General features: G+C 71.5%; 19 protein-coding genes. 9 read left to right on the top strand and 10 right to left on the bottom strand.

Going from position 1 to position 19,921, the window contains the following annotated elements:
- Window positions 1-134: 134 nt before the first annotated feature.
- Window positions 135-1,553, bottom strand: a complete 1,419-nt coding sequence (locus OG574_RS37165) for a HEAT repeat domain-containing protein (protein ID WP_326776771.1) — start codon at window positions 1,551-1,553, stop codon at window positions 135-137.
- A gap of 278 nt (window positions 1,554-1,831) precedes the next feature.
- Window positions 1,832-2,224, bottom strand: coding sequence for an ankyrin repeat domain-containing protein (locus OG574_RS37160; protein WP_326776770.1), 393 nt, complete (start codon window positions 2,222-2,224; stop codon window positions 1,832-1,834).
- A 282-nt stretch (window positions 2,225-2,506) separates the two neighbouring features.
- Between OG574_RS37160 and OG574_RS37155 the strand changes: the two genes are divergently transcribed.
- Complete coding sequence (locus OG574_RS37155) at window positions 2,507-2,701, top strand: hypothetical protein (protein ID WP_100597477.1); 195 nt, start codon at window positions 2,507-2,509, stop codon at window positions 2,699-2,701.
- 37 nt (window positions 2,702-2,738) lie between these two features.
- Entirely contained in the window at window positions 2,739-4,349 is a 1,611-nt protein-coding gene (locus tag OG574_RS37150; protein WP_100597476.1) for a hypothetical protein, read from the top strand.
- Between the two features lie 19 nt (window positions 4,350-4,368).
- On the opposite strand, the gene OG574_RS37145 is transcribed toward OG574_RS37150, so the two are convergent.
- Complete coding sequence (locus OG574_RS37145) at window positions 4,369-5,868, bottom strand: SCO1417 family MocR-like transcription factor (RefSeq protein WP_326776769.1); 1,500 nt, start codon at window positions 5,866-5,868, stop codon at window positions 4,369-4,371.
- 99 nt (window positions 5,869-5,967) lie between these two features.
- Between OG574_RS37145 and yczE the strand changes: the two genes are divergently transcribed.
- The 4 genes from yczE to OG574_RS37125 all read left to right on the top strand — a co-directional run bounded on the left by yczE (window position 5,968) and on the right by OG574_RS37125 (window position 9,435).
- A complete protein-coding gene (gene yczE / locus OG574_RS37140; protein WP_398378017.1) occupies window positions 5,968-6,636 on the top strand; it encodes a membrane protein YczE in 669 nt (222 codons plus the stop codon).
- Window positions 6,633-7,400 carry a glycerophosphodiester phosphodiesterase gene (locus tag OG574_RS37135; protein ID WP_326776768.1) on the top strand — a complete coding sequence of 256 codons (768 nt, stop codon included), beginning with the start codon at window positions 6,633-6,635 and terminating at the stop codon, window positions 7,398-7,400. The genes yczE and OG574_RS37135 overlap by 4 nt, the downstream gene beginning before the upstream one ends.
- Before the next feature lie 46 nt (window positions 7,401-7,446).
- Entirely contained in the window at window positions 7,447-8,805 is a 1,359-nt protein-coding gene (locus OG574_RS37130; RefSeq protein ID WP_326776767.1) for an MFS transporter, read from the top strand.
- A gap of 255 nt (window positions 8,806-9,060) precedes the next feature.
- Window positions 9,061-9,435, top strand: a complete 375-nt coding sequence (locus OG574_RS37125; RefSeq protein ID WP_081223278.1) for an RNA polymerase-binding protein RbpA — start codon at window positions 9,061-9,063, stop codon at window positions 9,433-9,435.
- 131 nt (window positions 9,436-9,566) lie between these two features.
- Here the strand turns inward: OG574_RS37125 and fxsA are convergent, their stop codons facing one another.
- The 4 genes from fxsA to OG574_RS37105 form a co-directional block, all read right to left on the bottom strand.
- Entirely contained in the window at window positions 9,567-10,148 is a 582-nt protein-coding gene (gene fxsA, locus OG574_RS37120; protein WP_326776766.1) for an FxsA family membrane protein, read from the bottom strand.
- A 75-nt stretch (window positions 10,149-10,223) separates the two neighbouring features.
- On the bottom strand, window positions 10,224-10,985 hold the full coding sequence (locus OG574_RS37115) for a polyprenol monophosphomannose synthase (RefSeq protein ID WP_326776765.1): 762 nt from the start codon (window positions 10,983-10,985) through the stop codon (window positions 10,224-10,226).
- 516 nt (window positions 10,986-11,501) lie between these two features.
- Window positions 11,502-13,139: an amidohydrolase gene (locus tag OG574_RS37110; protein WP_326776764.1), complete on the bottom strand. Its 1,638-nt coding sequence runs from the start codon at window positions 13,137-13,139 to the stop codon at window positions 11,502-11,504.
- A gap of 68 nt (window positions 13,140-13,207) precedes the next feature.
- Window positions 13,208-13,648 carry an Lrp/AsnC family transcriptional regulator gene (locus OG574_RS37105; protein WP_100597468.1) on the bottom strand — a complete coding sequence of 147 codons (441 nt, stop codon included), beginning with the start codon at window positions 13,646-13,648 and terminating at the stop codon, window positions 13,208-13,210.
- Window positions 13,649-13,872: 224 nt separating this feature from the next.
- On the opposite strand from OG574_RS37105, the gene OG574_RS37100 reads away from it, so the two are divergent.
- Window positions 13,873-14,313, top strand: a complete 441-nt coding sequence (locus OG574_RS37100; protein WP_326776763.1) for a hypothetical protein — start codon at window positions 13,873-13,875, stop codon at window positions 14,311-14,313.
- A gap of 7 nt (window positions 14,314-14,320) precedes the next feature.
- Here the strand turns inward: OG574_RS37100 and OG574_RS37095 are convergent, their stop codons facing one another.
- Both OG574_RS37095 and OG574_RS37090 read right to left on the bottom strand, forming a co-directional pair.
- Window positions 14,321-15,415, bottom strand: coding sequence for a phosphotransferase family protein (locus OG574_RS37095; RefSeq protein ID WP_326776762.1), 1,095 nt, complete (start codon window positions 15,413-15,415; stop codon window positions 14,321-14,323).
- Between the two features lie 12 nt (window positions 15,416-15,427).
- Window positions 15,428-16,552: a hypothetical protein gene (locus OG574_RS37090; RefSeq protein WP_326776761.1), complete on the bottom strand. Its 1,125-nt coding sequence runs from the start codon at window positions 16,550-16,552 to the stop codon at window positions 15,428-15,430.
- A 270-nt stretch (window positions 16,553-16,822) separates the two neighbouring features.
- Here OG574_RS37090 and OG574_RS37085 point away from each other — a divergent pair, with 270 nt between their 5' ends.
- Entirely contained in the window at window positions 16,823-17,083 is a 261-nt protein-coding gene (locus OG574_RS37085) for a hypothetical protein (RefSeq protein WP_326776760.1), read from the top strand.
- Here the strand turns inward: OG574_RS37085 and OG574_RS37080 are convergent.
- Window positions 17,046-18,218, bottom strand: coding sequence for an acyl-CoA dehydrogenase family protein (locus OG574_RS37080; protein WP_326776759.1), 1,173 nt, complete (start codon window positions 18,216-18,218; stop codon window positions 17,046-17,048). The genes OG574_RS37085 and OG574_RS37080 overlap by 38 nt on opposite strands.
- 431 nt (window positions 18,219-18,649) lie before the next feature.
- On the opposite strand from OG574_RS37080, the gene OG574_RS37075 reads away from it, so the two are divergent.
- Window positions 18,650-19,891 carry a glycoside hydrolase family 18 protein gene (locus tag OG574_RS37075; RefSeq protein ID WP_326776758.1) on the top strand — a complete coding sequence of 414 codons (1,242 nt, stop codon included), beginning with the start codon at window positions 18,650-18,652 and terminating at the stop codon, window positions 19,889-19,891.
- Window positions 19,892-19,921 lie beyond the last annotated feature (30 nt).

Genomic DNA, 19,921 nt, shown 5'->3' with positions numbered 1-19,921 from the left:
GTTGTCGTCGCGTCGAGCGTGGGCACGTCAACGTGGATCTTTCCTGGCGAGGAACGTCCCATGAGCGTTGGCCCTCGCTCGCCGACGGCCGGGAGGCAGCGTCCATCGAGCGTTGCCTCCCGGAAAGCCGTCGGTCACAAAGCCGTCGCGTCCGGGCCTATTCTGCTGCGCACCGCGGTCTGTACCTCGGCCTCCTCGGCCGGGTCGGCGGCGAGTCTTCTGAGCTGGTCCACGACGCGCGCGTCGCCTGTCTCCGCGTGGCGCGCGGCGACTTCGCGGGTGGATTCCTCGCAGTCCCACAGGCATTCGACGGCGAATCCTGCGGCGAAGGAGGGGTCGGTGGCGGCGAGGGCCCTGGCGGCGTGGCCGCGCAGGTGGGACGAGGCGGTCTCTCTGTAGACGTGGCGCAGAACGGGGGCGGCGCTGGCGATGCCGAGGCGTCCCGCCCCGTCGACCAGGGGCCACAAGGTCGGTGCGTCGGCGCCTTCGCCGCGCACCGCCTCGCGCAGTGCGGCCAGGACCGGTTCGGTGTCCTGGGCTCCGCCGCGGCAGGCGAGCATGCGTCCCGCGGCGGCACCGAGGGCGTCGGGCCTGGGTGCCCAGCGGCGGGCGCGCTCCAGGGAGGCGACCGTCCGCATGCGTTCGAAGGCGTCGAGGGCGGCGTCCACCACGGCGTGCGAGGGGCTCTCCACGGCGGCCTCGATCAGATCGAGTACGTCGGGATCATGGTTGTCGGCGAGATAGCGCAGGGCCGTGCTGCGGGCGCCGTCGTGCCCGGTGAGCGCGGCCTGGACGATCTCGGCCCTGTCGTCGGGTCCGGCGACGGCGGTCAGGCAGCGCGCGGCGGGCACGTACAGGACGGCTCCGCGTTCGAGGCCTTCCTGGGCCCAGTCGAAGACGGCCCGCACGCTCCAGCCGGGGCGTGGCCCGGCGGGGCGCATCTGGCGCTGCCACTGGTCGAAGGAGCCGCGTTCCTGGGCGGCGCGCACGCGGGCGCCGATGGCTTCCCTGGGGTCGTCGGCCCACAGCCGCCAGGGGCGCGGTTCATAGGCGTCGCGCACGGCGGCGGCGAGTTCGGCGTCGCCCTCGGGGTCCTCGGGGAATCTGTCGAGGATGGGGGCGGCGAGCACGCGCAGCCCCGCGTCGTCGTCGCGCAGGGCCAGCTCGTCGAGCGCCCAGGCCCAGCTGGCCCCGAAGGCGGCGTAGCGGCGCAGCAGCTCCAGGGCGTCGCGCCTGCCGTACGAGGCGAGGTGGCCGAGGACCGCGAGCGCGAGGCCCGTGCGTGACTCGTCCGTATTGAGGACGTCGTCGGGGTCGAAGAGGTGACGCTCGATCTCCCCCAGCTCTCCGTGGAGGTCGAGGTAGAGACGGGCGTAGTAGAGCGAGCGGTTCTCCACCTGCCAGTCGTGGCGGGGGTCGCTCAGCACACAGTGGTTCAGAGCCGCGAGCGCTTCGGCGCGCGGCGCCGTCAACGCGTGCAGGGTGCCGTCGCCGCGGCCCCTCTGCAGCAGGCCGAGCAGCGTACCGCTGGGCGCTATGACCGGATCGAACATGGGAAACAGCCTCACATCAAGCGTCGACGCAACCGGGGGAACTGCACTACCTGGCCACGCGACAACACTGCGGGGCGCCCGCCGTCTCTTGCTTGCTGTAGACCATCTTCCTCTGCCTCTCGTCTGTGGTCCGAATCGGACCGTTCACGGCCCACGCGGTGTGGCACCATCTGCCCCGCCGTCGCGTCCGTGAATCACGTCGTCATGATGACCCAGCGGTTCTTCTCGCCGCGACCACATTTCCTGCTCCCCCGTTCTGCCTGGTCAAAAGCGGTGTCTCAGGAAGTGCCGAAGAGCTCCAGAAGCTCCGCCTTGCCGAACATGCGGGCCGTGTCGACCGCCGACGGAGTTCCCGCCGCCGGGTCGGCCCCGCCGTCGAGCAGCGCCCGGATCACGTCGTCCGCACCCTTGAAGACGGCGCCCGCGAGCGGGGTCTGGCCCCGGTCGTTGGCTCGGTCGGCGTCGGCGCCGCGGGCGAGCAGCGCGCGGACCGCCTCGGCGTGCCCGTGATAGGCGGCGAGCATCACCAGGGAGTCGCCACGGTCGTTCGTGAGGTCCGGGGATACGCCGGCGTCGACATAGACAGCGAGCTGTTCGCTCTCACCCCGGCGCGCAAGATCAAAGATCTTGGTAGCCAGTTCCACGACCTCGGGGTCGGGGACTTCGCTCATCGAAACAGACCGCCTTTGCGTATACGGAGTGCTACGACCGTGCGGCCGTACGAGTGAATCGACAGAGTACTGCCCGGTTCAGCACATGAGCAGCGCCGACCGAGGCAAAGATCACGAAGAGCCCTGACGGCCGAACAGCACACGCCCAGGAGGCTCACGGGACGCCTGCCGAACGGGTGAAATCAAGAATATTCCACCCATTTGCACCTTTTATCGTATAGATACATGCTGTGAGCCTGGAAGGACTCATGGTGACTGTCCCCATCAACCAGGAGAACTCAAATGATCCTGTCCATCTCAGGCGTGGTGCTGCTCGGAATCATCGTCTTCCTCTTCTTCCGCAAAGACGGACTCAAGCCCTCGCACGGCCTGACCTGCGCCCTCTTCGGGTTCTACCTCGCGGGCACCGCCATCGCCCCGAGCATCAAGGCCGGGGGCGCGAGCCTTGCCAGCCTGCTCGGCGGGATCAAGTTCTGACCCCCTCCCCCTTCGCACGTAACTTCAGGAGACAGACGTGGCCCGGCGCCCCCTCCCCCGCATTCTGAGCAACGGCAGCGCCCCCATCGCCCGGAGCCGGGAACTGGCACGGACGGCAGCCGACGGGGCCATCGACGTACTTCATCCCCTGATCACGATCACCAAGGGCCTGGGCCGCCTGGCATCCGCCGGGCGGCACAAGTGGGCCGACACCCCCAAGGACCGGCGCGGACCGCTGCTGTTCCTGGTGGCGGCCTCGGTGCTGGTCGTGGTGCTGATTCCGTACGGGCCGCTGCTGGCGCTCATCACCCTGATGGCAGCGGCCGCATGGACGGGCCGGGACCAGACCCCGCCGGCGCCGACCGGTCCCGACGAGTCCCAGGTCAAGCGGCTCACCGCGCTCTACGAGGCGCTCGTCCCGTACTTCTCCGTCCCAGAGGACCCGAACCCGCTCTTCGCCCACGGCGGCGAGTGGGAGAAGGCCTTCGAGTCGTACGACTTCGACGACGACGGGCGCGTCTCACGGATCGTGCTGCACTACCCGGCGTACTTCACGGACGGTGAGGCCGACTCCCGCGCCCGTATCGAACAGCTCCTGCACGCCAAGTCGGGCCGGGGCCGCGAGTACCACTTCGAGTGGGACGAGGAGGGCAACCAGCTGACGGTCACCGTCATGCCCCCGCTGCCCACCGACATCGCCGCCCAGCGATTCGTCACGGCACCGGGCGAAATGGTCCTCGGCTTCACCGACGAGAGCGGCACCCAGCGGACCCTGCCCCTCGGTGACGGCGACGAGCGGCGCGACGTACCGCCCGTCGTCTGGCGTACGGGGATGCGCTCCACCGAGCCGCACCTCCTCGCCGTCGGCCACCCCGGCAGCGGGACCACCTCGCTCCTGCGCTCGATCGCTCTCCAGGCCCTCCAGCACGGTGACGTCCTCATCGTGGAGGGCAACGGAACGGGCGACTACGCGTGCCTCACCGGACGCAGTGGTGTCCTGGCCGTCGAGTGCGGGCTCGCCGGCGCGCTGGCCAGCCTGGAATGGGCGGCCCACGAGACGGAGCGGCGCCTGATCGCCGCGAACCGGGCGCGCCAGGCAGGCCACCCCGCGCCGGACGACACCCGGCGCCCCCTGTGGATCCTGCTCGACCGGCCCAGCGTCCTCGGTCATCTGGCCGCGGCCGACGGGCGCAAGGACCCGCAGACCCTGCTCCAGGTCCCCCTGCAGCACGGGCGCGCGGCCAACGTCACGGTCGTCGTGGCGGACCAGTTCGACAGCCTCGACTCCCTGACCGACACCGTCTGTCAGCACACACGCGCGCGCGTGGTGCTCGGCCCGGCCACGTACGACCAGATCGAGGACGTCCTCGGGGTCGCGCCCCACACGACGCCCACCCCGGACGTCCCCGCCGGACGGGGCTACGCGCGCCTCGGCGCGGGGCCCGTCCACCGCCTCCAGGTGCCGGCCACCCCCGACCCGTACGACGACGCGACGAGTGACGCGCACCGGCAGGCGGTGCTCGGGCTGCTCCCGCAGCGGACGACGCCTGCCGACGACAGCCCCGAGCCCGAGCCGGTCGAAGCGGCCGAGCCGGTCCACGTCGTGGAAGCGGTGGGTACGGTGCAGGCGGTCGCCGCCGAGGGGTGACGGCCGGGCCCCAGCGCCCCTATGCGATGAGCGTCCGCGGTGGCTCCGCCCCGGACGCTCCGCCCTCCCGCACCAGCCGCGCCGCCGCCGCGAGCCGCACCGCGGCCTCGTCGGCGACCGCCCCGGAGACCGTGAACGGCAGCCGCACGTAGCCCTCGAAGGCGCCGTCCACCCCGAAGCGAGGACCCGAGGGGACCCGTACGCCGACGCGTTCGCCGACCTCCGCGAGCCGCGACCCCGACAGGCCTCCGGCACGCACCCACAGCGTCAGACCGCCGACCGGCACGTCGAACTCCCAGTCGGGCAGCTCGCGGCGCAGCGCGGCGACCAGCGCCGTGCTGTTGTCCCGGGCCTGGCTGCGGCGCAGCTGAACGGCCTCCTCCCAACCGCCGGTACTGAGCAGCCAGTTCACGGCCAGCTGCTCCACGACCGGGGTGCCGAGGTCGGCGTAGGCGCGCGCGGCCACGAGGCTGCGGATCACATCGGGCGCCGCCCGGACCCAGCCGATGCGCATGCCCGCCCAGAACGCCTTGCTCGCCGAGCCGACCGTGATGACGGTGGAGCCCGCCGGGTCGAACGCGCAGACGCGGCGGGGCATGTCCAGGTCCTGGTCGAAGTGGAGCTCGGTCATGGTCTCGTCGACGACGAGCACCGTGCCGGCCGAGCGCGCCGCGTCGACGAGCTGCCTGCGCTGGTCCTCGTCGGCGAGCGCCCCGGTGGGGTTGTGGAAGTCGGCGACGACGTAGGCGAGGCGGGGCGCCGCGTCGCGCAGGACCTGCCGCCAGCGGTCGAGATCCCATCCCGCGAGGCCCTCGGCCATGGCGACCGGGACGAGCCGGGCGCCCTCCTCGCGCATGAGCTGGAGGATGTTGGCGTACGAGGGCGACTCGACGGCGATGCGCTCGCCACGGCCCGCGAACAGGTGGCAGATCGCGTCGATCGCGCCCATCGCGCCGGTGGTCACCATGATCTGCTCGGGCATGGTCGGGATACCGCGGGCGGTGTAGCGCTCGGCGAGCATCTCGCGCAGGGCGGGCAGGCCCGCCGGGTAGTCGCCGTGGGTGTGGGCGTAGGGCGGGAGTTCGCCGAGCGCGCCCTGGACGGCGCGGGTCAGCCAGGGTTCGGGGGCGGGCAGGGCCGCGGTGCCGAGGTCGATCATCGAGCCGAGCGCCTCGGGCGGCAGGGGCTCCAGGCCGCGCGCGGGCAGCGGGTTTCCGGCCGGTACGGCCGTCCAGCTGCCCGCTCCCCTGCGAGATTCGAGGAACCCCTCGCCGCGCAGCGCCTCGTAGGCGGCGGCGACGGTCGTGCGGCTGACGGCCAGGGAGACGGCGAGCTCGCGCTCGGCGGGCAGGCGTGCCGCGACGGGGACACGCCCTTCGAGGACCAGGAGGCGGATGCCGTCGGCGAGGGCGCGGTAGGCGGGCGGGCGGCGGCTGCCGGGGCCCGGGGGGCGCGTCTGCTGGGAGGTGAGCAGTCGGGCGAGCTGGGCCGCGCCGACCGCCGAAGTCCACTGAGCCATGGAGTCCAGTCCACCTTCCCCGAATTGGCCATGGTTGGCCTGTGTTCCCAAGCCACAGAGTGTCATGCGACAGGCCACTACCACCACAGGGGGCTCCACTTGTCCGCGTCGTCCACGCCACCCGGCCCCGGTCTCACCCGGCGCCTCTTCCAGCTCTACGTCGGCCTGGCGCTGTACGGCGTGAGTTCCGGTCTCCTCGTGGAGGCGGGGCTCGGCCTGGAGCCGTGGAACGTGCTCCACCAGGGCCTCGCCGAGCTCACAGGGCTCTCCATCGGCGTCGTGTCGATCATCGTGGGCGCCCTGGTGCTGCTCCTGTGGATCCCGATCAAGCAGCGCCCCGGCCTCGGCACCGTCTCGAACGTCTTCGTGGTCGGCATCGCGATGGACGGCGCGCTGGCCGTCGTCCCCGATGTGCACGCCCTCGGGATCCGGATCCCGCTGATGGTGGCGGCGATCGTCCTGAACGGCGCGGCGACGGGCCTCTACATCGCCGCCTCCTTCGGACCCGGTCCGCGCGACGGCCTGATGACGGGACTGCACCGGCGTACCGGGCGCTCGATCCGGCTGGCGCGCACGACCATCGAGATCGCGGTGGTGGCGACGGGCTTCGCCCTCGGCGGCACCATCGGCGTCGGCACCGTTCTGTACGCCGTGGCGATCGGCCCGCTGGCCCAGGTGTTCCTGAAGGTCTTCGCCGCCCCCGCGCCGCCCGAGGCACCCACCGCGGTTGCCGGCGCGTCACCCGAAGGGGCGATACTTCCGCGGTGACCACGCGCGTACGCCATCCGTATCTCGACCGTTCCGGACCGCTGGCCTTCGCCCATCGCGGCGGGACGGCCGACGGCTTGGAGAACACGATGGCGGCGTTCCGGCGCTCCGTGGACCTCGGCTACCGCTATATCGAGACCGATGTGCACGCCACGTCCGACGGCACGCTCGTGGCCTTCCACGACGCGACGCTCGACCGGGTCACGGACGCGGCGGGCCGCATAGCGGACCTCCCCTGGAGCGATGTGCGCCACGCGCGCGTGGCGGGCCGCGAACCGGTGCCGCTCTTCGAGGAACTCCTGGAGACCTTCCCCGACGTGCGCTGGAACGTGGACGTCAAGGCCGAGCCCGCGCTGCTCCCGCTGCTCGACCTGATCGGCCGCACGAACGCGTGGGACCGGGTCTGCGTCGGCTCGTTCTCGGAGGCCAGGGTCGCCAGGGCACAGTCCCTCGCGGGCCCCCGCCTCGCCACGTCGTACGGCACGCGTGGCGTGCTCGGCCTGCGGCTGCGGTCCCTCGGACTGCCCGCGGCGCTGCGCCCTTCGGCGGTGTGCGCCCAAGTGCCCGTGGCCCATTCGGGGATACGCGTCGTCGACCGCCGCTTCGTCCGCGCGGCCCACGCGCGCGGGCTCCAGGTCCACGTCTGGACGGTCAACGACCGCGCGCAGATGGGTGAACTCCTCGACCTCGGTGTGGATGGCATCATGACCGATCACATCGAGACGCTGCGTGACGTGCTCAGGGACCGGGGAGCCTGGACCTGACGGCCCGCAGGCCGCGTCCGGACACGGGGACAGCGAGGGGGCGCGCGTGGGCAGCGACACCGTGCGGGCGGAGACGGCGGGGGACGATGCGGAGCAACGGCGCCGGGAGCAGCGCGGCTGGTACTTCTACGACTGGGCTTGCTCGGTCTACTCGACGAGCGTCCTCACGGTGTTCCTCGGGCCGTATCTGACGGCGGTCGCCAAGTCGGCGGCGGACGCGGACGGCTTCGTGCACCCCCTGGGGATACCGGTCCGGGCCGGCGCGTTCTTCGCGTACACCGTCTCCGCCTCGGTGATCATCTCGATCCTGGTGATGCCGCTCGCGGGTGCGGCGGCGGACCGTACGGGCCGCAAGAAGCCGCTGCTCGCGATCTCGGCCTACCTGGGGGCCGCGGCGACCGCCGGGATGTTCTTCCTGGACGGGGACCGCTATCTGCTGGGCGGGTTCCTGCTCGTCGTCGCCAACGCCTCGCTCGCGGTGTCGATGGTGCTCTACAACTCCTATCTGCCCCAGATCGCGCCCCCCGAGGAACGTGACGCCGTCTCCTCGCGCGGCTGGGCCTTCGGCTACGCGTCCGGGGCGCTGGTCCTGGTGGCGAACCTCGTCCTGTACTCCGGCCACGACTCCTTCGGCGTCTCCGAGTCGACGGCGGTCCGGATCTGCCTGGCCTCGGCGGGTGTGTGGTGGGGCGCTTTCACGCTCGTACCGCTACGGCGCCTGCGGGACCGGCGCACGGCACCCGCCGGCGACGGGGCAGCCGCCGTGCCCGGCTGGCGCCAGCTGGCCTCGACCGTCCGTGACATGCGCCGCCGCCCGCTGACGCTCTCCTTCCTGCTCGCCTATCTGGTCTACAACGACGGCATCCAGACGGTGATCTCGCAGGCATCCGTGTACGGCTCGGAGGAGCTCGGCCTCGACCAGTCGACGCTGATCGTGGCGGTGCTGCTGGTCCAGGTCCTCGCCGTGGCGGGCGCGCTCGCGATGGGGCGCCTCGCCCGTACGTACGGCGCGAAGAACACGATTCTCGGTTCGCTGATCGCCTGGACGGTCACGATCGGGGCCGGTTACTTCCTGCCGTCGGGTGCTCCGGTGTGGTTCTTCGCGCTGGCGGCCGGGATCGGGCTCGTCCTCGGCGGCACGCAGGCGCTGTCGCGTTCCCTGTTCTCCCATCTGGTACCGGCCGGAAAGGAGGCCGAGTACTACTCCGCATACGAGATGAGCGACCGGGGAATGAGCTGGCTCGGACCGCTCGTTTTCGGCCTCGCGTACCAGCTGACCGGCAGTTATAGGGACGCCATCGTGTCCTTGGTGGCGTTCTTCATGATCGGCTTTGTGCTGCTTGCCCGGGTTCCGGTGAGGCAGGCGGTGCGGGCCGCAGGAAATCCCGTGCCCACCCGGATTTAGCACCTGGGGCCAAAGGCCGGTAGTGTACGCGTTTGGCCTGCCAGGCGTACCGTTACTGCACGTCAATATCGCAAAACGCTGGGTGACATCTGCTGGCAGATGTGACAAACCGGGCGCCGGTGGGTACAACAAGGGGCGGCTACGACGGCGACGCATGACCCGGAACCGGGAATCTTTACCGCCGACCGGACGTTGACCGGATGACGACGACAGCGACACCTGTCCTGTGGGCGACAAGCCCGGGAGGCACGATTCATGAGTGAGCGAGCTCTTCGCGGCACACGCCTCGTAGTGACCAGCTATGAGACGGACCGCGGCATCGACCTGGCCCCGCGCCAGGCCGTGGAGTACGCATGCGAGAAGGGACATCGCTTTGAGATGCCCTTCTCGGTGGAGGCCGAAATTCCGGCCGAGTGGGAGTGCAAGGTCTGCGGGGCCCAAGCACTTCTGGTCGACGGAGACGGCCCTGAGGAGAAGAAGGCCAAGCCCGCTCGTACACATTGGGACATGCTGATGGAGCGGCGCACTCGCGAGGAACTCGAAGAGGTCCTCGAGGAGCGGCTCGCCGTTCTCCGATCAGGTGCCATGAACATCGCGGTGCATCCGCGCGACAGCCGCAAGTCCGCCTGATCCCTCGGGAGCAGCGGGAACGCGACTGACAGAAGCCGTGGGCCGGACACACGTCATGTGTGCCCGGCCCACGGCTTTTCGCATGTCCGGCGCCGTGCGGGGCTCAGTGAGCTTCTGAGCCCCGCACGCGCTCAGGGAGTGATCGGGGGGCGCGGACCCGCGTCGGGGCGCTGTGCGGGCCGCTCATCGTCCTTGATCACCTCGCCCTGGATGACCGTGCCGTCCGGCCGGTGCATCCGCGCCTGCTGGAACGCGTCACCGAAGGTCCCGGGGGTGGCCGACTGCATCTTCCGCTCGATGGTCCGCTCCGTGTAGCGGCTCAGGGCCGTACGGACGGGCGGCACGAGCAGAACGAGACCCAGGGCGTCCGAGATCAGGCCGGGGATCATCAGGAGCAGGCCCGCCAGCATCAGCAGACCGTTGCCCCCGGGGCGCTGCTCGCCCGCCGGGACCGCGCCGCTCTGCTGCTGTTGCAGCGTCTCGCTCAGATTCTTGAAGGCCCGGCGCCCGGCGCGCTTGATGACGACGGCGCCGAGCACGATCCCGGCGAGCAGCAGCAGGAAGACGGTGAACCCGCCGGCCGCGCCCGCGACCACGGTCAGCAGCCAGATCTCCAGGACCAGCCACGCGGCGATACCGAGCGGCAGGAACGTGCGGACCCGGGAACGCCGGGGCGTGGCGGAGCGCGAAGGGGGCGGTGTGCCAGTGGTCATGCCCCCAGTGTGCCTGGGCCCCGGCCCGAGTGGCGTAAGCGGGAGATCAAGATCGACGGAGGCTGCGGCTCAGGCCTACTTGCGGCCGATCACACGCCCCATGCGCTCCCCCAAGCCCCACGCGGTGACCCGCCACAGCGCCTCGACGACGATGTCACGGCTCATCTTGGAGTCGCCGAGCTCGCGCTCGACGAACGTGATGGGCACCTCGACGACGTGATAGCCGGCCCTGACCGCCCGGCGCGCGAGGTCGACCTGGAAGCAGTAGCCCTGCGAGGAGACCTCGCCGAGCCCGAGGCCTTCGAGGGTCTCGCGGCGGAAGGCACGGAAGCCCCCGGTGACGTCCCGGATCGGCACGTCGAGCAGCAGCCGCGAGTAGGTGCTGCCGCCGCGGGAGAGGAACTCACGTGACTTGGGCCAGTTGACGACCCGTCCGCCGGGCACCCAGCGCGAGCCGAGCACGAGGTCGGAGCCCTTCAGCGCGGTCAGCAGCCGGGGCAGCTCCTCGGGCTGGTGAGAGCCGTCGGCGTCCATCTCCACCAGGACGCCGTAGCCGTTCTCGAGGCCCCAGCGGAAGCCCGCGAGATAGGCCGCGCCCAGACCTTCCTTGCCCTGCCGGTGCAGGACCCGCACCTGCTCGTCGCCCGAGGCGAGCTCGTCGGCGAGCTTTCCCGTGCCGTCGGGGCTGTTGTCGTCGGCGACGAGGACATGCGCCTCGGGCACGGACGCGCGCACCCGGCCGACGATCGACTTGATGTTCTCCGCCTCGTTGTAGGTCGGGATGATCACCAGCGCCGTACCGAGAGGGCCGAACTGCCGCCCACCGCCGTCGTTCACAGCTTCCCCTTAAGACTCCTGTACGAGGGGACCACCATAGCGAGAGTGCTTGTCGGCGCTGGTAAGGCGCCCTGCGCGGGACTGCGGGATCGGGGCCCGGTGCCCTTCGGGCCGGCCTGGGACCGCTGGCTGCGGGTCTACCGAGAGCCGTTGTCTACTGAGCGTCCGGGCCCCACCCGGGTCGCACCTTCCCCCGTGCTCCCGCGGAGCAGGGAGGGACCCCCATCCGGCCGGAACGTTCCAGCGCCCCATGGCGCGGGTGCTGGGCCTGGCTCCCAGTGGCGGTGCGCCGGTGCGGCACACCGCCCATGACCCAGCGGCGTTCATCGACTGCGCGGAGGTTCCCCGGTCGGACGTCCAGTGGTGGACCCGGCCGAACCTACCCGTCGACCGCGCCCAGCTGTCAACACCCGTTTGATCTGCGGTGATTGAGGAAACCACCTGGTCAGCGCCGAGGACTCGCAGGTCGCGCGAGCGTGCGGCGGACCGCTGTCGGCGGTACTGCGCGTGCCTACATCACTCGTCCGGCCCTACGTACACGGTCCGCCCGCCGACCACCGTGCGCAGGCAGAGCGGAAGTTGGGCCCCCGGCGTGAGATCGGGGAGACCGGGCGTCCCGGAGCGCGGATCGGTCGACCAGCGCGCGACGCGGTCGTCCGGCGCCTGGACGACGAGCTCCTCGGTGCGCCACACGGCGTAGTCCGCCGGGGCGCCCGGGACCAGGATTCCCGCGTCGTCCCGGCCGACGGCGCGCCAGCCGCCGCGGGTGTGCGCGGTGAACGCGGCCCGCACGGACACCCGGTGCTCGGGTGTGCGGTGGAAGGCCGCGGCGCGGACCGTGCCCCACGGGTCGAGCGGGGTGACGGGGCTGTCGGAGCCGAAGGCCAGCGGCACCCCGGCGCGCAGGAGCGCGGCGAACGGGTTGAGGGCGCGGGCCCGTTCAGCGCCGAGGCGGTCCGCGTACATGCCGTCCTCGCCGCCCCACAGGGCGTCGAACGCGGGCTGAACGGAAGCGGTGAGGCCGAACTCGGCGAAGGAGGCGATGGTTTCCGGCGACAGCATCTCGGCGTGCTCGACGCGGTGCCGCGCGGCCCTGACACGGGCGAGGCCGACCTTCTCGGCGGCGGCGCGCACGCCGTCCACCACGGCGGTCACCGCGGCGTCCCCGATGGCGTGGAAGCCCGCCTGGAGCCCCGCCTCGGTGCAGGCGACAACGTGGCCGGCAACGGCGTGGGCGTCCAGGTAGGAGGTGCCGGTGTGCCCGGCGGCCGCGTCTGCGTACGGCTCGTGCAGGCAGGCCGTGTGCGAGCCGAGGGCGCCGTCCACGAACAGGTCACCGGCGGCACCGACGGCGCCCAGCGCGCGGGCCCGGTCGATGTCCCGGTCGGCCCAGTAGCCGACGACCCGGGGGCCGGACTCCTCGGCGGCCAGCCGCAGCAGTCCGGTGAAGTCCTCCTCGGAGGAGATGTCGGGACCGCCGCACTCGTGCACGGACCCGATCCCCAGGGAGGCCGCGTGCCGCAGGGCCGCACGCTGGGCCTCCGTGCGCTGCTGCGGGGTGACGGCGGCGTGGGCGGCGGCGCGGACGGCGTGGTGGGCGTCGCGGGTGAGGGGTCCGTCGGGGGTGAATCCGGGGCGGTCCGCGATGCCGGGGACGAGGTCGAGCAGGGCCGTGGTGACGGCGGCCGAGTGGACGTCGATGCGCGAGAGGTAGAGCGGGCGGCCGCCGGTGGCCTCGTCGAGCTCGGCGCGGGTGAGGGGCGCGCCGTCGGGCCAGCGGGCGGCGTCCCAGCCGTGGCCGAGGAGGATCCGGTCCGTGGGGCGGGCGGCCGCGTGGGCGCGGACGAGGGCGAGCGCCTCGCCCCGGGTGCGGGCCGCGGAGAGGTCGAGGCCGGTCAGGGCGAGCCCCGTCGACGTGGTGTGGACGTGGGCGTCGGTGAACGCGGGAGTGACGAGGGCGCCTTCGAGGTCGACGACCTCGTCGACCCCCTCGGCGAATGCGTCTGCCGCGCCTTCGGAACCGACCCAGGCGACGTGCCCCCGCTCGACGACCATGGCCGTGGCGAAGGGGTCGGCGGGGCTGTGGACGTCGCCACCGCGCAGAAGGAAGGTGCGGGACTCAGCCGGTGCGGGCGGCGTGGGGGTCGTACTCATGGGGACAGTTTCCCGCGTTTGTGCCCCAGGGCCGCACCCGGGGGCCCCAGCGGTCGGACCCGCGTCGGTCAGACGCGGGGCGGCCGTGCCTCGTACGGCGTGGAGAGGACCACGGTCGTGCGGGTGGAGACGCCGGCGAGGGAGCGCACCCGGGCCAGCAGGTTCTCCAGGTCGTGCGGGGTTTCCACGCGGACCTTGAGGATGTAGTTCTCGTCGCCGGCGACGCTGTGGCACGCCTCGATCTCCGGGACGCCCGCGAGGCGTTCCGCGATGTCGTCGGGGGCGCTGGGGTCGAACGGTTTCACCGAGATGAAGGCGGTGAGCGACAGGCCGACCGCCTCGGGGTCGACGACCGCGGCATAGCCGCGGATGACCCCGCGCTGTTCGAGTCGGCGCACGCGCTGGTGCACCGCGGACGTGGACAGGCCTGTGGCCTTGCCCAGGTCGGTGTAACTCATCCGCCCGTCCTTGACGAGCAGCTGCACGATCTGTCGGTCGAGCTCCTCCATGGCGCAGAACCTACAGGGCCCTTGATCCCCGGGGATACCCGAGCGGGCCATGGGGGCGGACACGCCTACCTGCTGCCGGGCATCCGCAATCAGCATGTGACGAAGACCACACCTGTCGAACCGTGTCCAGGCGCGTGCCACGATTACCCCCACGACGGGACGGGAAGTGCTTGCTGTGGTCGAGGCCGCAGCGCCTTGTCGGCCCACCCGAGGGGGAGAGTCCCATGCAGAATGTGAAGCGTCCCGGTCGTCCTGCCCGCAGTCGGCAGCAGCCGGCGATCGAACCCGAGCCGGAGGGTGTCGAACCGGCGGACACCGGCATCGACGCGTTCGACGAGTACGACACCTTCGAGATGTACCGGGTGTTCTGCCCGGACTGCGCGCAGCCGATCGCGCTGCTCGCCGACGAGGACGTGCTGCCCGAGCACGCGCTGTGCGCCTCGCCGTGGAACCCGTTCGGTCTCACGGTCTGCGCCGGTACGGGCCGCCCGGCGGCCGACGCCCGGCCCGCCGACGACTCGACGGAGGCTCAGGAGCAGGACACCGCCCTCCTGTTGACGCTCCCTCAGGGCCTCGACTGGCGGATGCAGCCCTTCTCGCACGTGGGCGGCCCGGGTTCGCGCCCGCTGCGCGTCCCCGAGCAGGTGCGGCGCACGGCCGCCTGACGACGCCTCAACTCCAGTAACTGCCCTGCACCATGGCCCGCAGACTGGCATGGTGCAGGATCAGTGTGTCCGGATCGTCCGGCACGGCCACCTCTCCGAAGTACGCCTGCCGGTAGGCGACGCGCAGCATCACGACGGCGTGGCGCAGGGCGGCGTACAGGGTGTGGAAGTCCATGTCGCGCGGTACGTGGCCGGTGAGTTGGGCGTAGCGGCGCTCGATGTCCTCGCGGCGCAGGAAGCCGGGCAGGCCGGCCTGGCCGAAGCTCTCGGTCAGGTCCTGGAAGAAGCGGTGCAGGTACACGGTCCAGCCGAGGTCGACCTCGCGCGGGGCCAGGGCCGCCATCTCCCAGTCGAGCACGGCAGCCGGTTCGAAGCCGTCGTAGATGATGTTCCCGATGCGGGCATCGCCCCAGTTGAGGACGGGTTCGCCCTCGTCGGCGGGCCAGAGTTCGGCGAGCCGGTCGAAGGCGCTCTCGATGAGCGGTGACGGCGGCAGTCCGTCCACCACCCAGGCGTAGTAGGCGCGTTGGGCCTCGACGTGGCGGCGCAGTGCGCTGCCCTTTCCGGGTGCGGCGAGGAACTCGGCCTCGGACGCCGGGACTCCGTCGTGCAGCCGGGCGATGAGCCGCACGGTCGCGTCCTGGAGCCGCGCGCGCTCGGCGTCCGTCGCGGCGTGCAGCCAGTTGCCCTCGTACGTGTAGGGCATGACGTCCGGCGGTACGCGGCCCTCGACGCGCTCCATCACGAAGAACGGAGCGCCCAGCGGCCCGGGATCCTCCTCCAGCCACAGCACGCGCGGCACCGGCAGCCCGGTCCGATCTGCGGCGAGCCGCATCGTGCGGTACTGCCGCGGCATGTCGTAGTCCGGGAAGATCGAGTACGCGGACGGGTCGGCGGCGAGTCTCAACGCGCAGGCCCGGACCGGGGGTTCGGGGTGTTCGATGTCGAAGAGCAGGGTCTCGCTGGACATGCCGTTGGACTCGGGGACGGTCACGTTCACCGCTTCGGCGCCCGGCAGTCGGGCGGCCAGCCAGGACGTGAGCCTTCGGGACACCTCCTCCGGGTCGCGGGTGCTGGTGCGCGGTCTGGGTGCTGTCGCCATCGCAGGCTCCTTTCAGGGCGCCACGGAGTCGTAGCCGGTGAAGCCGCTCGGGTCGTGCCTGCCGAAGCTGCCGTGCTCGAAGATGCCGTGGCCGACCCGGCCGTCCAGGGTGAAGCGCGCCGCGTGGTCGATGACGCCGTAGGCGGCCAGCGGGTGGGCGGCGGGGTCGGAGAGGTCGTAGCTGCGGCGGTCCGTCCAGTCGCGGCCGCGCCAGGTGCCGTGCTGCCAGTCGTCCGCGGGCGGGTATCCGGCGCCGACGGCGAGCGGGGACGAGGCGAGGATCTCGACGCCGAGTTCCACGGGCTTGCGGGACAGCGGGTCGGTGAGATGCACGACGGCGCTCTCGGGGTGGCGGGTGCCGGTCCGGTAGGTGATGTCGGCCTGGGGCCAGCCGAGTTGGAGGTCCGGGTGGCCGTCGCGGACGAGGGTGGCGTCGTTGAGGGTGCGGTAGCCGTCCGCGTCCTCCTGGACGATAACCATCAGGAAGCGGTCGTCGAAGCGGACCGGTGACCAGATCCAGTGGAAGCCCTCGGTCCTGTTCTCCTCGGCGAGCCGGCCGCCCTCCTCGCCGGGGACCGGGCGCACGCCCCAACTTCGGTCGCGGGTGCCGGTCCAGCCGTCGAGGGACACCTCTCGCCCGCCGACGCGGAGCCGGCCGTCACAGCGCCCGGCCTGCACGAAGCGCCTGCCCTCAAGGGTGAGGCGGCCGCCGCGGCGCTGGGTGTGGTGGGGCTCCCAGAGGGCCGGGAAGGCCGCCGACCAGTTGATCTCGTACGAGAGTCCGTCGGGGTCGGCCGGGTCGGCCGCGCAGGTCAGGACGAAGTCCTTCAAGGGGCGTTCGACGTGGATCCGGAGCGGACCGACGGCCAGTTCCATGCGGGCGTCGTCGCGCAGGGCGTCGGAGGCACGGACCGCGTGGAGGGTGTCGCCGACGCGCAGGGTCGCGTACGCGTCGATGACACCGAGGTTCGGGTAGACACCGAGACCGAGGATGAGCAGGAACTCCCCGGTGGGGTCGACGAGATGGAAGATGCAGCGGTCGTACGCGTTACGGTCACCGGTCGCGACGTGCTTCATGGACAGCGGCACCTGGTGGACCGGGTATTCGTCGAGTGCGACGGGGCGGTCGTCTGCCACGCGTTCCCTCCCTGGGCGTACGGCGGTTGACGTCGCCCGGAGGGGTGCGGCCCCCGGCGGCGGAGTTGACGGTACGTCAGCTGAGCCGCCGGAGCCAGATGCGTGCGCCGACCCGGACCTGGCGATGGCCGGATCAGGCCGGGCGCGCGGGGCCGACCCTGATCCGATCCCATCCGATCCGAAACAGCCCGATCCAAACGCAAGGCCCTAGAACTCACGCCCCCATGCCCTGGACGGTGACCTGCCCGGCGCGGGCGCGTTGTCCCGGACATGCCCCCTACGCAGAGCGCCACCGGCCGGCGCCGCCGGCTCCTCACCCCCGCCACCGCAGAATCGGTTCCGCAGCCGCCGCCCCCGGAGCGCCCCGCACCCCCGGACCCGCCGATCTACCACGCCCTGGTCAGACACTGGGCCGACCGCGGCAAGACCCTGCCGGGACGCCACGACCCGGAGTGGGCCCGGCTGGTGGCGTCCCCGGTCAGCACCGGGCAGTTCAGCGGGTTTCAGGACCGGCGAGGTGCCGGGCGATGACCATCCGCTGGATCTGATTGGTGCCCTCCACGATCTGGAGCACCTTGGCCTCGCGCATATAGCGCTCGGCCGGGAAGTCTGCCGTGTAGCCGTACCCCCCGAGCACCTGGACGGCGTCCGTGGTGACCTTCATCGCCGTGTCCGTGCACATCAGCTTGGCCATGGCGGCCTGCTTGGAGAAGGGCCGGCCCGCGTCGCGCAGGCGGGCCGCCGTCAGATAGAGCGCGCGGCCGGCCTCGATCTGCGTGGCCATGTCGGCGAGCATGAAGCGCAGGCCCTGGAAGTCGGCGATGGGCCGCCCGAACTGCTCACGCCCCGTGGCGTACGCGAGGGCCTCGTCGAGGGCCGCCTGGGCCACGCCGATCGCGCAGGCCGCGATGCCGAGCCGCCCGGAATCGAGGGCAGAAAGCGCGATCGCGAAGCCCTGCCCCTCGTCGCCGATCCGGCGCGCGTCACTCACGCGCACCCCGTCGAAGTGAACCTGTGCCGTAGGCGAGCCCTTCATCCCCATCTTCTTCTCGGGCGCCGCCGCGCTCAGCCCCTCCGCGTCGCCAGGGACCAGGAACGCGGTGATGCCACGCGCCCCCTCGCCGCCGGAGCGCGCCAGGACGGTGTAGAAGTCGGCGATGCCGCCGTGCGTGATCCATGCCTTGGTGCCGGTGATCACCCAGTCGTCGCCTTCGCGGACGGCCTTGGTCCGCAGGGACGCGGCGTCCGATCCAGACGACGGCTCCGAGAGGCAGTACGCGCCGAGGCGGCCGCCGCCGAGCATGGCGGGCAGATGCTCCGCCCGCTGCTCCTTGGTGCCGAAATTGGCCAGTGCGTGACAGGCCAGCGAGTGGACACTGACGCCGAGGCCGACGGTGAGCCGGGCGGCGGCGAGCTCCTCGAGGACCTGGAGATAGACCTCGTACGGCTGGTCGCCGCCGCCGAAGTCGGAATCGTAGGGGAGGCCGAGCAGGCCCGACTCGGAGAGCAGTGAGAACGTCTCGCGCGGGAAGCGTCCGGCATCCTCCTCCTCGGCCGCGCTCGGGGCGATCTCACGCTGCACGAGCTCACGTACGAGCGAGAACAGATCCCGGGCCTCGTCCGTGGGCAGTTGACGGTCCACCGGCTGCGGGGCGCGGTCGGGCATATCGACGCTCTCCTCCCTGTCGGGCACTGCGGCGGTCGCGCGCGGGGTGTGCGGCGGCGCCGTGTTCGAGCCGCCGCCGAGGGCTCCCTTCCGGGTCTCGGACGGGCGCTGACCAGCGGCTGCGGCCCGTTGAGTATGCCCGTTCGACGGCGGCCAGTCACCAGTTAACGACCGCTTACTTCAAAGATACCGAAAGGACGGCGGCAAGGCGGCCGGGGGCGGCCCCGAGCCCTCACCGGCGACTCCCGGAGCCCACGCCGGGAGCCGAGCACATTGGTCCGCACCATTGACCCCACTGGTCTAGTCCTCCTAAGGTTCCCTGCAACGTCTTAACGCGTTCATGCCAAAGACTCGTGACACGGATCGCGTGACGACGCCCCCGAGGTCCACAGCAAATCCCCCCACGCTCCCCTCCCCCACGAGGAGACACGATGCTCAGACCGCACCGTCCCCGCGCCTCCTTCCGGGCGCTCCTGTCCGCCGCGTGTTGCGCCGTCCTCGGCGCCGGACTGCTCGCCTCCGCGGGCACCGCCGCAGCGCAGAACGACGCCGGCCCCCAGAGAGCCGCGGCCGGTTCGAAGGTCGTCGGCTACTTCACCGAATGGGGTGTCTACGACCGGAACTACCACGTCAAGAACATCGAGACGTCGGGCTCGGCCGACAAGCTCACGCACATCAACTACGCCTTCGGCAACGTCACCGGCGGCAAGTGCGCGATGGGCGACTCCTACGCCGCGACCGACAAGGCGTACACCGCCGACCAGGCGGTGGACGGCGTCGCCGACACCTGGGACCAGCCGCTGCGCGGCAACTTCAACCAGCTGCTCAAGCTGAAGAAGCTGCACCCGAACCTCAAGATCCTCTGGTCCTTCGGCGGTTGGACCTGGTCGGGCGGGTTCACCGACGCGGCCAAGGACCCGGCCGGGTTCGCCCAGTCCTGCTACGACCTGGTCGAGAACTCCAAGTGGGCCGATGTCTTCGACGGCATCGACATCGACTGGGAGTACCCGAACGCCTGTGGCCTCTCCTGCGACACGAGCGGGCGCGACGCCTACAAGAACCTGATGAGCGCGCTGCGTTCGAAGTTCGGCTCCAGCGCGCTCATCACGTCCGCGATCCCGGCCGACGCCTCCGACGGTGGCAAGATCGACGCCACCGACTACGCCGGCGCCGCCCAGTACGTCGACTGGTACAACCCGATGACGTACGACTACTTCGGGGCCTGGGACGCGCAGGGGCCGACCGCCCCGCACTCGCCCCTGACCTCGTACAGCGGTATCCCGAAGGCGGGCTACAACACCGACGCCACCATCACCAAGCTCAAGGGCCTCGGCGTCCCGGCGTCGAAGCTGCTGCTCGGCATCGGCTTCTACGGGCGCGGCTGGACCGGCGTCACGCAGGCGGCGCCCGGCGGCACGGCGACGGGCCCGGCGGCCGGCAAGTACGAGCAGGGCATCGACGACTACAAGGAGCTCAAGTCGAAGTGCCCGGCGACGGGCACGGTCGGCGGCACCGCCTACGCGTACTGCGGCAACAACTGGTGGAGCTACGACACCCCGGCCACCATCGCCGGGAAGATGGACTACAAGAACCAGCAGGGCCTCGGGGGAACATTCCTCTGGGAGCTCAGCGGTGACACGACGAACGGTGAGCTGATCAAATCGGTCGACTAGCCTTCTGAGTGTGGCACTTGGGGCGGGGGA

Source organism: Streptomyces sp. NBC_01445 (genome assembly GCF_035918235.1).
Classification (GTDB): domain Bacteria; phylum Actinomycetota; class Actinomycetes; order Streptomycetales; family Streptomycetaceae; genus Streptomyces.
The sequence above is the reverse complement of the archived record's forward strand: the minus strand, read 5'-3'. Positions and strand labels throughout refer to the sequence as shown.